Annotated in this window: 13 protein-coding genes; 11 read left to right on the top strand and 2 right to left on the bottom strand. The window is 58.8% G+C overall.

The genetic code is table 11. The features are described from left to right. Positions 1–256: 256 nt before the first annotated feature. Positions 257–556 (bottom strand): hypothetical protein, encoded by a 300-nt coding sequence (locus AB7E35_RS06475; RefSeq protein WP_428162312.1) that lies wholly within the window; start codon positions 554–556, stop codon positions 257–259. Between the two features lie 218 nt (positions 557–774). After that, positions 775–1569: a vWA domain-containing protein gene (locus AB7E35_RS06470; RefSeq protein ID WP_428167258.1), complete on the bottom strand. Its 795-nt coding sequence runs from the start codon at positions 1567–1569 to the stop codon at positions 775–777. A 373-nt stretch (positions 1570–1942) separates the two neighbouring features. Here AB7E35_RS06470 and AB7E35_RS06465 point away from each other — a divergent pair, with 373 nt between their 5' ends. The 11 genes from AB7E35_RS06465 to AB7E35_RS06415 are packed head-to-tail and all read left to right on the top strand — an operon-like array spanning position 1943 to position 15779. Then, entirely contained in the window at positions 1943–2584 is a 642-nt protein-coding gene (locus tag AB7E35_RS06465) for an XrtA/PEP-CTERM system exopolysaccharide export protein (RefSeq protein ID WP_428162310.1), read from the top strand. A 57-nt stretch (positions 2585–2641) separates the two neighbouring features. Next, the gene (locus tag AB7E35_RS06460) at positions 2642–4198 is read left to right on the top strand and encodes an XrtA system polysaccharide chain length determinant (RefSeq protein WP_428162309.1); all 1557 of its coding nucleotides are present in this window, start codon (positions 2642–2644) and stop codon (positions 4196–4198) included. A gap of 9 nt (positions 4199–4207) precedes the next feature. Beyond that, positions 4208–5197 (top strand): XrtA-associated tyrosine autokinase, encoded by a 990-nt coding sequence (locus AB7E35_RS06455; RefSeq protein WP_428162308.1) that lies wholly within the window; start codon positions 4208–4210, stop codon positions 5195–5197. Between the two features lie 21 nt (positions 5198–5218). Continuing rightward, entirely contained in the window at positions 5219–6799 is a 1581-nt protein-coding gene (locus tag AB7E35_RS06450; RefSeq protein ID WP_428162307.1) for a TIGR03016 family PEP-CTERM system-associated outer membrane protein, read from the top strand. Positions 6800–6801: 2 nt separating this feature from the next. Further along, positions 6802–7914, top strand: a complete 1113-nt coding sequence (locus AB7E35_RS06445) for an XrtA/PEP-CTERM system-associated ATPase (RefSeq protein WP_428167257.1) — start codon at positions 6802–6804, stop codon at positions 7912–7914. 19 nt (positions 7915–7933) lie between these two features. Further along, positions 7934–8803 carry an XrtA system polysaccharide deacetylase gene (locus tag AB7E35_RS06440; RefSeq protein ID WP_428162305.1) on the top strand — a complete coding sequence of 290 codons (870 nt, stop codon included), beginning with the start codon at positions 7934–7936 and terminating at the stop codon, positions 8801–8803. Continuing rightward, positions 8796–9851, top strand: a complete 1056-nt coding sequence (locus AB7E35_RS06435; RefSeq protein WP_428162304.1) for a FemAB family XrtA/PEP-CTERM system-associated protein — start codon at positions 8796–8798, stop codon at positions 9849–9851. The genes AB7E35_RS06440 and AB7E35_RS06435 overlap by 8 nt, the downstream gene beginning before the upstream one ends. 14 nt (positions 9852–9865) lie before the next feature. Continuing rightward, positions 9866–11131, top strand: coding sequence for a TIGR03087 family PEP-CTERM/XrtA system glycosyltransferase (locus tag AB7E35_RS06430; protein ID WP_428167256.1), 1266 nt, complete (start codon positions 9866–9868; stop codon positions 11129–11131). Between the two features lie 10 nt (positions 11132–11141). After that, positions 11142–12719 carry an exosortase A gene (gene xrtA / locus AB7E35_RS06425; RefSeq protein WP_428167255.1) on the top strand — a complete coding sequence of 526 codons (1578 nt, stop codon included), beginning with the start codon at positions 11142–11144 and terminating at the stop codon, positions 12717–12719. A 2-nt stretch (positions 12720–12721) separates the two neighbouring features. Then, positions 12722–14632 carry an XrtA/PEP-CTERM system amidotransferase gene (locus tag AB7E35_RS06420; RefSeq protein WP_428162301.1) on the top strand — a complete coding sequence of 637 codons (1911 nt, stop codon included), beginning with the start codon at positions 12722–12724 and terminating at the stop codon, positions 14630–14632. Continuing rightward, positions 14625–15779 carry a TIGR03088 family PEP-CTERM/XrtA system glycosyltransferase gene (locus tag AB7E35_RS06415; RefSeq protein ID WP_428162300.1) on the top strand — a complete coding sequence of 385 codons (1155 nt, stop codon included), beginning with the start codon at positions 14625–14627 and terminating at the stop codon, positions 15777–15779. Before AB7E35_RS06420 ends, AB7E35_RS06415 begins: the two co-directional genes overlap by 8 nt. Position 15780: the final 1 nt, after the last annotated feature.

Below are 15780 nucleotides of genomic sequence, written 5' to 3'. Positions count from 1 at the left end.
GGGGGGGCTCTCTACTTCCGGGTGGTTCCGGTTTTCAAGGGGACTTCACGGACTATCTACACGATCACCGTGGGCGCCGTGGCGGATGTGGTGATACCGAATGGGGACGAGAAAGAGCAAAAGGTGCTTTGCTGGGCCGCAAGCGGCGAGATACATGCTGGGATTTGCCAATGACGGTCATCTTGTGCACCGTCAAATGATTGACGGATCGGCTGCGCCAGCACCACCCTGGCGCACCACAGCGCCGCGCCTTGAGTCAACGCACTTTTTTCAGCTTGATCAGGTTGGCGGTGTCGTTCACCCATACCGCCACGGCCGCGCCGGTAGCGCTTTTAGGCAGTTCGGCGTCGGTTTTGGGCGCTGTCGCCGGTATCTTGCTGGCGTCTTCCCAAATCCACACATTGCAGGCCTTGCCAGGCTCGCAGGCGGCCTTGGCAGCTTGCACCCAAGCCGCCTCGGCAAGCTGGGGTTTGCAGTGCATCAGCACCACCGCATCGCTGCTGGCCTTGATGGTGCAGTCGCCTTGCTGGGCGTGGGTCATTGCCGGGGCTGTCATTGCAAGTGTCCAGATCGTGAGGGCCAGTGATTTCGAAGAGGGATGCATGGCTTGCCTTGCGCTTTCTCAGAAAAAGGAGAGTGGGAAACGATCACACCAGCAGCGCCACAGCGCAACCATCCTGATTGTCCACGGCCCGGCCCCAAACACTACAGGACAAACGAGGAGCACCACACCTGGGTGGTGCTCCTTGTAGGATCAACCCACCAGCGCGCGCATCAGGCAAACCGATTGCGGCGGCTAACGCTCAGGCCCACGAGGCCCAGCGCCAACAGGGCCAGCATGCCGGGCTCTGGTACCTGCCCGGTGGATGCTTGCACCTTGTTATGGATGGCTGCGGCGAAGTCATCGAAACTGTTCACTGGCAACACCCAGGGATTGGATGTCATGGGGTTGGGCGGTGTCGAGCCGGCAGCCAAGAGCGTGCCGCAATTGGCGCATGGTCCATTGAGAGGAGAGAAAACCATGCTCCGCAGACCTGATGAGTCGAAGCTGCCAATGGCTTCCGCGGTGAGAGCATCAATGCCTGCTGTCTCCGCAGCACTCGCGGCAGCGACGGCCGCTGTCTGGGAGTTGGGTACGCCATCGGTGGCGATGTTGATCATGGAGTTCAGGTTTCTACTGAAGTTGGTGTTACCAGGGCCAGTCATCAAATTGGTGATGTGGTTGATGCCAGCGGCGGTGTCGGTACCGCCACCTGAATACACGATGCTGTTGATCAACGCGAGGATGCCTGGCAGCGATGCGGCGGTCACCACGGTAGGCGCTACCACGGTCGCGGCGCTGGATGCGAAGGTCACCACGGTCACTTCGATCGAGCCGTCGGTCGGCAGGGCTCCCAGAGCAGCGACGTAGCCAGCTTTCATGATGTTGAAGTTGGTGGTTCCAATGCTGCCGGACGCATCAACCAGGAAGCCGAGTTGGGTCGTGGGCGCAGCATGGGTGGCCAGCGAAGCGGCTGCGAGCGCCAAGGCGCCACCAGCGAGCCGCAGGAATTTGGAGAGAGCAGGCATTTTGATTACTCCTTGGGAGTGGGTGAATCGGCAGGTTTAACCGGCGGTGCGGTCGTGACACCTGAAGCAATCTGTATGCCTGAAAATTTTTTATTTGAAAAACATCGACTTAGGAAAATTCGGTGCATCCGAGACGGGGTTTGTGTAAATATTTTCGACACTTTGCGCCGCTGTGGTGGATGCATTGCGGAAGTGTTTTTGCGGGTAAATACTGGTTGATTTTCTGTGAATGTTCAGGTCTTTCTTTATGGATTGAGAGAGCAGGGCGATTCACCTCCTAAAAATCTGTTTACGCCTGACATTTGTTGAGGGTATGCTGCAACGCCACAGAGAATAAATTTCCCCATTTCACGTGATGTTGATGAGGTGCAGCATGCATAAATTCGTAACAGACCGACTGGGGTCTTGGGTTCGCGTCATTGCAGCAGGCCTTGCTTTAACCACATTGGCGGGCTGTGCGGGTTTGACGGGCGGCTCTTATCCTGCTGCGCCCGCCAAAGCGGCCACAACTGATTACAACTACATCGTTGGACCGGGGGATACGCTCAACATCATCGTCTGGCGCAACCCAGAGTTGTCGCAGGTCGTGCCGGTGCGTCCCGATGGGCAGGTATCAACGCCTTTGGTGGACGGTCTGGTGGCGCAAGGCAAGACCTCCACTCAAATCGCGCGGGATGTGGAAAAAGAACTCGCCAAATATGTGCGCGACCCGATTGTCACGGTCATTGTCACCAGCTTTGTCGGCCCTTATAGCGAGCAGATTCGTGTGGTGGGTGAGGCGGCCCGGCCGCAGTTTCTTGCCTATAAGCAAAACATGACTGTTCTGGACGTCATGATTGCCGCCGGTGGGCTGACTGATTTTGCGGACGGCAACAACGCTACGCTGGTTCGATCCGCCGAAGGAAGTAAACGATACAACGTGCGTTTGCACGATTTGATCAAGCGTGGCGATATCGGCGCCAACGTTGAAGTGCTGCCCGGCGATATTTTGATTATTCCTCAAGGCTGGTTTTGAATCGCTTGAGAGCAGGTTGGCATTGGCGCTGTGCGCCCAGCCTGTCAGGGGGGTCTAATGCATGAGCTTTTAGCACAAATTGTCACAACCGTGCGTGGTATGTGGCTCCATCGCCGCCTGGCGATGGCATTCACCTGGCTGGTAGGGGCAGCGGGCGTTGGGATGGTGCTCATGATGCCCGATTACTATCAGGCCTCTGCACGGGTGTATGTGGACACGCAATCCATTTTGCGGCCTCTAATGACGGGTATTGCCGTGCAGCCCAATATCGAGCAACAGGTGTCAATGCTCAGCCGCACGCTGATCAACCGCCCAACCGTGGAGCGCCTGATTCGTATTGCAGACCTGGATCTGGCTGCGCAGTCCCGTTCATCGACGGATGCATTGATTGACTCGGTCACCAAGTCCATCAGCATCCAGTCCGCGGGGCGGGACAATTTATACACCTTGTCTTATCGTGACCAAAGTCCTGAAAAGGCACAACGTGTCGTGCAGGCGTTGCTCACCATTTTTGTCGAGTCCAGCCTGGGCGCGGCGCGGCAGGATTCGGACAGCGCGCGCCGTTTTCTTGACGAACAGATCAAAACCTACGAGGCCAAGCTGACCGAGGCCGAGGGCCGACTCAAGGCATTCAAACTGCGAAATATCGAGATGCAGTCCCAAACCGGCCTGGATTCTGCGGGGCGTGCTGCAGAGGTGATGGGACTTCTCAATCAAGCCAAACTGGATCTGCGCGAAGCAGAGAGCGCGCGGGCAGCTGCCAGCCGCCAACTGGAGCTTTTGCGCGCTCAGACGGGCCGCCCTGCGCCTGTCAATAACGTACAAACGCCTGAACTTGACGCGCGACTGTATGAGCAAAGGCGCATTCTCGATTCATTACTGCAGCGCTACACCGACGGGCACCCCGATGTGGTCAGAACCCGCAGCCTGATTGCGCAGCTTGAAACACAGAAGCGCCAGGAAATGGACGAACTGCGCAGCAAGGCACAGGCATCGCCTGCCGTTGTTTCCACTGAAACCAATCCGGCGGTGCTGGAACTCAGCCGCATTTACTCCGCCGCAGAGGTGCAGGTGGCTTCGTTGCGCGCGCGAGTGGTCGAATATGAAGCACGGGCCAATCAGGTACAGCAGCAATTGAAGCTAGCGCCGCAACTGGAAGCAGAACTGGCGCAACTCAATCGCGACTATCAGATTCATCAGAAAAATTACGCGGATCTCGTCTCGCGGCGAGAGTCGGCTTTGATGTCCGGCAAGCTGGAAAACACGTCCAACGTGGCGGAGTTCCGAGTCATTGATCCCCCGCGCGTGGCGCCAAAGCCCGTCGCTCCCAATCGCATATTGTTGATGCCGGTCTCGTTGTTGGCGGCCATCGGTGCCGGGCTGGGCGTGGCGTTTTTGATGAGCCAGGTCAGGCCTGTATTTTTTGAAGGCAGCAGTCTGCGGCATGCAACCAACGTGCCATTGTTGGGGGTGATTGGCCTGCTGCCCAGCGAGCCGCTGCGTCGGCGCGAATCGCGAAGCTTGAAGCGGTTTGTGATGGTTCTGGCTGCTTTCATCATGCTGTACGTGGGCGGCATCGCCGTGCTGTATTACCAATCTGGCGTTTTAGGGTGACGTCCAATCATGACCAGTTCCATCGAAAAAGCAGCTCAGCGATTTGAGCAACTGCGCAAGGCTGGCGCCGTCATGCCCGGCGAAATCGCACCGGCACAGCATTTGAATGACGCTTGGCCTGCTTCGCAAGCAGGGTCAAAAGCGCGCAGTTTCCAGGGGGCACAAGAGTTCCAGGAGGTTTTGAAAGCCGATTACACGGATCAGTCGCACGCAACTCAGGAAAATTCGTCAAAAACCGTATCAATCGACCTGAATGCGTTGGCAGCAAAAGGTTTTGTCATTCCCAATGCAGTTTCATCGTCAATAACGGAGCAGTTTCGGGTGATCAAACGGCCTTTGCTGGATAACGCAGCGGCCAGAGTTGATTCGCCGGTGGGCAATCGTAATCTGATCATGATCACCAGCGCCATGCCGGGTGAAGGCAAAAGCTTCACGGCTATTAATCTTGCCATGAGTATGGCAATGGAGATGAACCACACCGTCTTGCTTGTCGATGCGGATGTCACTCATCCATCGGTCATGACCGAATTAGGCTTGTCGCAAGCGCCCGGTCTGATGGATTTGCTGGTGGACGATGCTCTTGATTTGCCAGACGTCCTGCTGCGAACCAATGTGGAAAAACTAACCCTTTTGCCGGCGGGCAGGCCTCATCCGCGTGCCACGGAATTGCTAGCCAGCGTGGGGATGGCTTCCTTACTCGATGAAATGGGCAAGCGCTACAGCGACCGGATCATCATTTTTGATTCGCCCCCCTTGCTCCTCACTACAGAAGCACGGGTGTTGGCCAGTCACATGGGGCAGGTGGTCATTGTGGTTCAGGCAGAAAAGACACCGCAGGCGCAGGTACAGAGCGCATTGGAGACCATTGAAATGTGCCCCATCAAACATCTGATTCTCAATCAGGTGCGCAGCAGTTTCTTGGGAGGTTACGGATATGGGTACGGTTATGGGTATGGGCGATTGACCGAGACACGCATGAGAGCCCCGGCGGCGATGTAAATCATCAAATTAATAAAAATCATGTCTTCGCGGTCACTAAAAACCAAGAAAACAGCCTTGTCTGGTCAAGCTGCGCCGTTGCCGCTTGTAATCGGAATGCTGTGGTGTGGCTGCTCATTGGCGCAGATGCCTGACGTCTCGAAGGTTCCGACCGAATCACCGACCGCCTCGGGTCAGTCCGGCCTCTCGATCGAACCCAGCATTACTTTGCGCCACACCGCCACTAATAATGCCCGACTTGATGCAACACAGCTCAATGACCAAATTACGGAACTAAGCCCCGGACTGCGTGTGGTGGCCAATACGGCGCGGATCCAAGGATTTGCCGATTACAGCCTGCGATCGGCTCACTATGCAAAAGGTACGGCGTCAGATCAGGTTTGGCACAACCTGAATGCGAGGGGGACAGTGGAGGCTGTCCAGAACGCGGTCTTTATCGATGTGAGTGGTGCGGCCGGCCTGCAGCCCATATCTGCCTTTGGTGCGCCTGGGGTGGATTCACCTGCCAATCCTAATTTGACGCAAACCACCAGCTTTCGCATATCCCCCTATCTGAGGGGTACTCTGGGCGACGCTGCAGATTATGAGCTGCGATACAGCCTGCAAGAAGATCAGTCCGACGCAGACAATCGCGCAGATGTAAGGCAGAGAAACTGGCGTTTTTTTATTGGCAGCCAGACGGTAGGTCAGTTATGGGGGTGGACCTTAGATGCCAGCGACGACACCGCTGATTTTTCCAATGGCCGAAGCATAGAGACCACTTCCTTGCGTGGTCGATTGATTTACTATATTTCGCCGCAGTTTCAATTTTTTGGAACGGGTGGCGTTGAATCTACAAATCAGGTCACGCCTACGCGAGAGTCGCGAAATATCTGGGGGGGTGGCTTTGATTGGCGTCCATCGGTTCGAAGTCGGATTTCTATGGAACGTGAGAATCGTTATTTCGGAGAATCTCACAACGTTTTGCTTGAGTACCGAACCGCACGCACCCTTTGGAGTTATGTCGATCGCAAAAACATAAATACTGGACTGGGGGATCGTTCATTAGCAACGATCGGATCGCTTTATGACCTGCTGGACAATATTTACGCCCGAATCGAGTCGAATTCGATTCGTCGATCGCAGCTTGTTTTGCAAGAAATCGAGCGCAGAGGTGTGCCGGCGAATACGCAGGTATTTCCGGATTATTTGACTTCATCTTCCACCGTGCAGCGGTTGCAGCAATTGTCGTTGGCGCTATTGGGGCAGCGCAGCACCGTGACAGTGGCGGTTTCGCGATCAGACAGTCGCGCGCTGGATGGTTTATTGCGGCTGGGAGACGATTTTGACGTCAATACGCGCATTCGTCAGCGTGGCTGGCATCTGACGGCGGGTCATCGGCTCACTCCGAATGCATCCGTCAACGCTAGCCTGAGTGATGTCCGCAGCCTGGGATCAGCGCCAGGCCAGGAAACGCGTGTGCGTTCGTTTGCGCTCGGCTGGGATGCGCTTGTGGCGAGGCGTACCAGCGTGGGTATTCAGTTGCGCCGCAGCTTATTGAACGGTGGTGCAAGGGATTACAGCGAGTCAGCCATCACGGGATTCATCACACATCGGTTCTGAGCATGTATGAGGCTTTTTACGGGTTGAAAAGTAAACCTTTTCAACTCAATCCAGACCCAGGCTTCTATTTCAGTAGCAAGCAGCATCAGCGTGCGCGTGCCTACCTGGAATATGGAGTGATGTGCTGCGAAGGCTTCATTGTCATTACAGGAGAGGTGGGTGCAGGCAAGACCACGATTGTCCGTGGCTTGCTGGACAGTCTTGATGCGCAGACAGTGGTTGCAGCCCATTTGGTGAGCACGCAATTGGGCGCGGAAGATACGTTGCGCATGGTGGGGGCCGCTTTTGGTGTGCCTGTGCATGGTGTTCCCAAATCTAATCTGCTGCTTGCTTTAGAGGCTTTCTTTCTGGCTCAGACGCTCAAGGGCAAGCGCTGTTTGCTTGTGGTGGACGAGGCGCAGAACCTGCAACCCCAGGCCGTTGAAGAGTTGCGCATGTTGTCCAACTTTCAAAATGGCCAGAACGCTCTGCTGCAGACATTTCTTGTGGGTCAGCCTGAATTTCGTGAAATTCTGCAAAGTCCTGGAATGGTGCAACTGCGCCAGCGGGTCATAGCCACCTGCCACCTGGGCCCTATGGAGGCAGATGAAACCCGTGGGTATATTTTGCACCGGCTGAAATGCGCGGGATCCACGGACAAACCGGTTTTTGAATCAGAGGTTTTTGAGAGTATTTACCGATTTACAGGTGGTATTCCCCGGCGCATCAATACTTTGCTCGACCGCATTCTTTTGCAAGGTTTTCTGGCAGATGCCAGCCAGATTGATCAATCACTGGTCAAACAGATCATTGAGGAGATTCAATCCGAGATGGCCTTACCTCCCAAGACGGCGTCTTCGTGGGATACACCACTGAGGAATGCCGTGGCAAGCACGCTCTCTGAAGAGCAAAAGAACGGCGATGCGGTTCTATCCAGGCTCGATCTGGGAAATCCTTTGGTTGACAGCGTCTCCAACCGACTTTCGGAAATGACGTCAGAGCAGCTGAGTGCTCATTTGCTGAGAATTGAGCGTAGCGTATTGCGTCAGGAGCGCGTTACGCTCGAGATATTGATGAACTTGCGAAAACTGTTGACCAACGAGAAGATTCGTCAATCCGACAGTGCCACGGGCTGAGGAAAAGGAGTCCTCTGGTATGCGCGAAAATCCGAAAATTATCACGAATGCGCTCACCGTTGATGTGGAGGATTACTTTCAGGTGTCCGCATTCGCACCTTATATTCAGCGTAACGATTGGGAATTGCAGGAAAGCCGCGTGGAGCGCAATGTGCAGCGCATTCTTGATTTACTGAGCAAGACCGACGTTAAAGCCACTTTTTTCACGCTGGGCTGGATTGCCGAACGTTATCCCGTACTGGTTCGCGACATCGTGGATGGAGGGCACGAACTTGCCAGCCACGGTTATGGCCATGAGCGTGTAAGTGATCTGTGTGAGAGTTCGTTTTTTGATGATATTTATCGTGCAAAACTTTTGCTCGAAGATATTTCCGGTGTTGAAGTTAAAGGTTATCGTGCCCCCAGTTTCTCTATAGGGGCGTGTAATCTATGGGCTCTGGATGCCCTGCAGAATGCGGGTTATCGTTACAGCTCAAGTATTTACCCGATATTGCATGACCATTACGGCATGCCGGACGCGCCACGGTTTGCGCACCGGATTCGTGATGGCCTGATTGAGGTGCCTCCGACCACGCTGCGGGTATTCAATCGCAATCTGCCATCCAGTGGTGGTGGTTATTTTCGGTTGGTTCCTTACTCGATTTCACGCTGGATGCTGCGCAGGGTCAATATTCAGGATTATCTGCCAGCAGTTTTTTATTTTCATCCTTGGGAGATAGATCCGGATCAGCCGAGAGTTCCAGGTATAAATTTCAAGACGCGTTTCAGGCATTATGTGAACATAAATCGCATGGAGCAACGTCTGAGTTGTCTTTTGAGCGATTTTCGCTGGGGTCGCATGGATGATATTTTTCTGTCCCAGAATAAGCCGGAGGTTCTCCTTGCCTGATGTGAAATATTCCATCACGGTGCAGCGTCTCGACCTGCATGACAGTGCAGGCGCTGCACGCTGGGACGCCTTTGTTTTCGATCATCCGCAGGCTACTTTTTTCCATCGTGCTGGTTGGCAGGAGGTCATTCGCGGGGTTTTTCGGCACGAGACATTTTTGTTATATGCGGAGTGTGATGGCGAGGTGTGTGGAGTGTTGCCCTTGGCGCACATCAAAAGCCGTCTGTTTGGCAATGCGCTTTCCAGTCTGCCTTTTGCAGTCTATGGAGGTATTTTGGCGCGCGATGAGGCTGTTGCGTCAGCACTGGAGCAAGAAGCCGGGCGTCTCGCCGTCCGGTTGGGTGTTGATCACCTGGAACTGCGAAATAGGGCTCGTCGCCACGATGACTGGCCGATACAAGACCTTTACGTCACGTTTAGAAAACCGCTGGCTGCGAAAGAAGAAGAGAACATGCTTGCCATTCCACGCAAACAGCGTGCAATGGTCAGGAAAGGGCTCAAGGGCGGTTTGAGCTCCCAGATCGATGCGTCGGTGGACCGGTTTTTTTCGCTGTATGCTGACAACATGCATCGCCACGGTACGCCGGCACTGCCCAAAATTTATTTTCAGGAATTGCAGCGAGTTTTTGGTAAAGACTGTGAGATATTGACAGTTTGCACGCCAGAAGGTCGCCCTGTCAGCAGTGTTTTAAGTTTTTACTTCAGGGACGAAGTTCTGCCTTATTATGCAGGTGATGACGAGTTGGCAAGAGAGTTGGCGGCTAATGATTTCAAATACTGGGAGCTTATGCGTCTGGCCTGTCAGCGCGGATTGAAGGTGTTTGACTACGGGCGCAGCAAGCAAAACACAGGCTCTTATGCGTTCAAGAAAAATTGGGGTTTTGAACCTGCGCCTTTGTATTACGAGTATCGCCTGTTCAGAGGGCAGGATGTGCCGCAGAACAATCCTGCAAACGCTAAATATCAACTGCTGATAGCCGCCTGGCGTCGCATGCCAGCCAGGGTGGTGAACTGGCTGGGGCCGAAGATTGTTCGCAACCTCGGATAAATGAATCACCCATCATGAGCGCCTCAGGCAGTATTCTTTATCTGGTGCACAGGTTGCCGTATCCACCCAACAAGGGTGACAAGGTGCGTTCTTATCATTTGCTACGCCATTTGCAGAAGAGCCACCGCGTTTTTCTGGGAACCTTTTTGGATGATCCTGCGGATGAGGAGCATCTTCCCAGTCTTGGAGCGCTGTGCGACGATTTGCATGTGGAGCGCATTCGGCCGCGCGCTGCGCGTATCAAAAGCCTGACCGGCATTTTTCGGGGAGAAGCGCTTACGCTTGCGTATTACCGTAATCAGGGAATGCAGCGGTGGGTGCGGCAGATTGCGGCCGAGAATGATTTGAAAGCCTGTGTGGTTTTTTCGTCCGCCATGGCTCAGTACGCGCAATTGTTGCTGCCTGAAGTGCCCATGTTGCTCGATTTTGTAGATGTGGATTCGGCTAAATGGATGCAATATGCCGATGCGCACCGATGGCCATTGTCCTTGCTGTACCGGCGCGAAGGGCGGCGCCTGCTGGCTTACGAGCGCTCGATGGCCTTGCGGGCGCACTGCTCCTATTTTGTGACGCCCAATGAAACCGCCTTGTTTTTGTCGCAGGCGCCAGAATGCGTGAGGCGGGTGCAGTCGATGGGCAATGGGGTGGATGCGGATTTCTTCGACTCCGATCCGCAGCGCGAAAACCCATTTCCGGACGGCGGTCAGGCGCTGGTGTTCACCGGCGCGATGGACTACTGGCCCAATGTCGACGGTGTGTGCTGGTTCGTGTCCGAAGTGCTGCCACGCTTGCTGGCGCAGTATCCGCAACTGCGGTTTTACATCGTGGGCCGCAGTCCTTCACCCCAGGTGCGCGCCTTGGCGAGTGCCCATGTGGTGGTGACGGGGACGGTGCCCGATGTGCGGCCATACCTGCAGCATGCGCACGCCATCGTGGCGCCGCTGCGCGTGGCGCGGGGCATCCAGAACAAGATTCTGGAAGCCATGGCCATGCGGCAACCCGTGGTGACCGTCAGCAGTTGCGCGGATGCCATTGGCGCCAGTGCCGGCCAGGGTGTGTTGCGCGCTGACACGCCCGAGGAATTTGTGCGCGCCCTGCAGTCGCTGCTCGATTCCCGGGCGCACTCTGCCGGGCTGGGCCTGCTGGCGCGCCGCCATATCGAGGGCGCCTTCAGCTGGCAGGCGCACCTGAGCGTCATTGACAGTGGTCTGCGCGGTGTTGACCCCGGCACCGTCGCTGATGCAGGTCTTGCCGGTCACGCCGCGGATGTTCCAACCTGAGGATGCAAGCATGACAAGCCCTGGCACACGTACTGCTGACGCCTGGCGGCCTGCGCTGATGGTCTTGTCGCTGTTGCTGGTGGCGATTCTGGTGGTGTATTGGCGGTCTGCCGTGGGTATGGCCATGATCTGGATGCGCTCAGAAACCTATGCCCACGGGTTTGTGGTGCCGCTCATATCCTTGTGGCTGGTGTGGCGTCAACGGGCCGTGCTGGCCTCCATGGTGCCGCGCCCGGGGCGCTGGGCCTGGCTTTTCATGGCGGGTGCGGCAGCGCTGTGGCTGGCCGGGGACCTGGTGGCGGTGAATGCTGCAACCCAGCTCGCGCTCATGATGCTTATCGTGCTGGCGGTGCCCGCCGTGCTGGGATGGCGCGTTGCCCAGGCCCTGACATTTCCTTTGGCGTTCCTGTTTTTTGCGGTGCCCATGGGTGATTTTCTGATGCCGCGCCTGATGGAGTGGACGGCCGACTTCACAGTGCTGGCGCTGCGCCTGACCGGCATCCCGGTCTATCGCGAAGGCCTGCAATTTGTCATTCCGACCGGGCGTTGGTCCGTCGTGGAAGCCTGCAGCGGCATTCGCTACCTGATCGCTTCGGTGACGGTGGGCTGCCTTTTTTCCTATCTCAGCTACCAAAGCATGCGCAAGCGCCTGATTTTCATCGGCGTGGCCATCGCCGTCCCGCTGGTAGCCAACTGGCTGCGTGCCTATCTCATCGTGATGCTGGGCCATCTCTCGGGCAACACCCTGGCGACCGGGGTGGATCACCTGATCTACGGCTGGCTTTTCTTTGGATTGGTGATTGGCATCATGTTCGCCATCGGCGCCCGGTGGGTGGATCCGATGCCGCAGGCCGGCGCAGCGGTGCGCGAAGGCCTGGTGCAGAAACTGCAGTACACCGCGCAAAGCCGGTGGCCATGGGCGGCAATGGCCTTGGTTGTGGCGGTGGTGCTGGCGCCGCATGGGGTGCTGTCCATCATGAATCGGTCTGCGCAGACGGCACCCGTCCAACTGGCAACACCGGTTGCCGTGCCGCCCTGGCGCGCAACGCCCATGCCGCCCAGCGTGTGGACGCCCGCCTTCCAGAACCCCTCCGCCGATTTACACATGGGACTGGCAGATGGCCAGGGCAAGCCAGTGGGGCTGCATGTGAGCTACTACCGCCAGCAAAACTACGAGCGCAAGCTTGTCAGCTCAGAAAACATGCTGGTGCACAGCACGGACCCGGTCTGGTCGCGCGTGGCCGGGGGCACGGCGCAGGTGCAGATGCAAGGGCAGCCCCTGGGCGTGAGCAGCGCCGTGCTGCGTCAGCAAGCCCCAGGGCTGACGGGCGCGGGCCAGCGGCTGCTGGTGTGGCGCTTTTACTGGGTGCGCGGCCGCTTCACCGCCAGCGACTACGCCGGCAAGATCCAGGGCGCCCTGGGGCGCCTCACTGGCTGGGGCGACGACGGAGCCATTGTCGTGATCTATACGCCGTTGTCCGACACCCCGGAGGCCGAAGCCGACGCAGCGGCGCTATTGCAGTCCTACCTGGACAGCCAGGCCGGCGCCCTGGTGCAGGCGCTGCAGCAAACCCGGGGGCGTGACTGAGCATGTGCGGCATTTCCGGCATTTTTGACACGACGGGAGAGCGCGCCATCGAGCGCGATTTGATCTTGCGCGTCAACAACACCCAGTCCCACCGCGGTCCCGATGAAAGCCATGTGCACCTGGAACCCGGCCTGGCCCTGGGCCACCGGCGCCTGTCGGTCATTGACCTGGCCACGGGAAGCCAGCCTCTTTTCAATCAGGACGGCAGCGTGGGCGTGGTGTTCAATGGCGAGATTTACAACTACCAGGAGTTGATGGCGCAGCTCAAGTCCATGGGCTACCTGTTCAGGACGCGCAGCGACACCGAGGTGATCGTGCACGCCTGGTCCGCCTGGGGCGAGGACTGCGTGCATCGGCTGCGCGGCATGTTTGCCTTTGCCCTGTGGGATCGCAGCATGCAGACGCTGTTTCTGGCGCGCGACCGCATGGGCGTCAAGCCCATGCACTACGCGTGGTTGCCAGACGGCAGTTTCATCTTCGGCTCCGAACTCAAGGTGCTCACCGCCCACCCCGGCTTTGCGCGCGCCATCGACCCGCTGGCGGTGGAGGAGTATTTTGCGCTTGGCTACATCCCCGACCCGCGCTGCATCTACCAAAACGCCCACAAGCTGCCCGCCGGCCACACCCTCACGCTGCGCCGTGGCGCAGCCGGCAGGCCGCAGCCGCGCGCCTACTGGGATGTGCGCTTCACCAACGCCAATCCCATCGCCCTGAAAGACGCGCAAGCCGAGCTGCTCGAGCGCGTGCGCGAGTCGGTGCGCCTGCGCATGGTGGCCGACGTGCCGCTGGGCGCCTTCCTGTCGGGCGGCGTGGACTCCAGCGCGGTGGTGGCCACCATGGCGGGTTTGTCGGCAGCGCCGGTGCACACCTGCTCCATCGGTTTTGACGACCCCCGGTTTGACGAGACCCGGTTTGCGCAGCAGGTGGCAGACCGCTACCAGACAGACCACCGGCTGGACATCGTCAAGGGCGACGACTTCGACCTGATCGACACGCTGGCCTGGCTGTACGACGAGCCGTTTGCCGACAGCTCGGCGCTGCCCACCTATCGCGTGTGTCAGATGGCGCGCCAGCATGTCACCGTGGCGTTGTCGGGCGATGGCGGCGACGAGAGCCTGGGCGGCTACCGGCGCTACCGCATGCATCTGGGCGAAGAAGCCGTGCGCGGGCGCCTGCCCCTGGCCCTGCGCCGCAGCATGTTCGGCCCGCTGGGGCGCTGGTACCCCAAGGCCGACTGGGCGCCGCGCTCGCTGCGCGCCAAGACCACTTTCCAGGCGCTGTCCATGGACAGCGTGCAGGCCTACTGCCACAGCATGTCGCAGTTGCGCAGCGATGAGCGCCGCGCGCTGTTTTCGCCAGCCTTTCAGCGCAGCCTGGGGGGCTATGCGGCACTTGAGGTGTTTCGCCACCATGCCGCGCAGGCGCAGACGGACGACCCGCTGGCCCTGATCCAGTACCTGGACTACAAAACCTGGCTCGTGGGCGACATCAACACCAAGGTGGACCGTGCCAGCATGGCCCATGCGCTGGAAGTGCGCGAGCCGCTGATGGACCACCAGCTGGTGGAATGGCTGGCCACGCTGCCCAGCGACTTCAAGATCCGGGGCGGGCAGGGCAAGCTCATCTTCAAGCAGGCTTACGAGCCTTTGCTGCCGCGCGACGTGCTGTACCGCCCGAAGATGGGCTTTTCGGTACCGCTGGCCAGCTGGTTGCGCGGCCCCCTGAAAGTCCGTGTGCGCCAGGCACTGCTGGGCCCGCATATGCGTGGCTGCGGCTACTTCAACACCGCCGCCATTGACCGCCTGGTCGATGAGCACAACAGCGGCTTGCGCGACCATGCCACCGCGCTGTGGATGCTGCTGATGTTCGAGGCGTTTTTGCGCCTGAACGCGGGGGACACATCCAATGGCTGAGGCAGACCGCATCCGCATCGTGCATGTGGTCTATGGCTTTGGGGTGGGCGGGCTGGAGAACGTCATCGTGCAGCTCATCAATCGCCTGCCGGCCGCCCGTTTTGAGCATGTGGTGCTGGCCCTCACGACCGTGAGCGAGTTCCGCCAGCGCATCGTGCACCCGGATGTGCGCTTCATTGCGCTGCACAAACCCCCGGGCCATGCCATTGCCCTGTACCCCCGGCTGTACCGCCAGCTGCGCCAGCTGCGCCCCCAGGTGCTGCACACCTGCAACCTGGCGGCGCTGGAGGTGGTGCCCCTGGCCTGGCTGGCGCGCGTGCCGCTGCGTGTGCATGCCGAGCATGGCTGGGACGCGCATGACCCCCACGGCCGCAACCCGCGCTACCAGCGCCTGCGCCGCCTGTATCGGCCTTTTGTGAGCCACTACGTCGCCGTCTCGCGCGACCTGGATGACTACCTGGGTCTTGCCGTCGGCGTGCCGCCGCGCAGGCGCAGCCTGATCGCCAACGGGGTGGACACCGACACCTTTGCACCCGCCCACGGCGCGCGCCAGGCCGTGCCCGGTTGCCCCTTCCAGCCCGGCTGGCACTGGCTGGTGGGCACCGTGGGCCGCCTGCAGACCGTGAAAAACCAGCCCCTGCTGGCCCGCGCCTTCGTGCGCGCCCTGCGCGAGAACCCCGCCATGCGCGACACGGCGCGCCTGGTCATCGTGGGCGAAGGCCCGCTGCGCGCCGAGGTGGAGCAGGTCCTGGCCGGGGCCGGCATGGCCGATCTTGCCTGGCTGCCCGGCGCCCGCCACGACGTGGCCGACGTGCTGCGATCGCTCGACCTGTTCGTGCTGCCCTCGCAGGCCGAAGGCACCTCGTGCACCCTGCAGGAGGCCATGGCCTGCGGCCTGCCCGTGGTGGCCACCGCCGTGGGCGGCACCCCCGATCTGGTGCGCGAGGGCGTCACCGGCCATCTGGTGGCGCCGGATGACGAGGTCGCCCTGGCGCGGGCCCTGGTGCAGGCCTTCAGCTGCCCCGGCGATGCCGCGCGCCAGGGCCGGGCCGCGCGCGATGAGGCAGTGCAGCGCTTTGGCTTGCGCGGCATGCTGCGCCAGTACCAACAACTCTTCGATCCGTTCGCAGACCCCATCAACGCCTGAC

Source organism: Diaphorobacter sp. (assembly GCF_050251835.1).
In the GTDB taxonomy this organism is placed as follows: Bacteria; Pseudomonadota; Gammaproteobacteria; order Burkholderiales; family Burkholderiaceae_C; genus JBFXIE01.
Note: the sequence above shows the minus strand (reverse complement) of the source record. Positions and strands in the feature narration are given on the sequence as shown.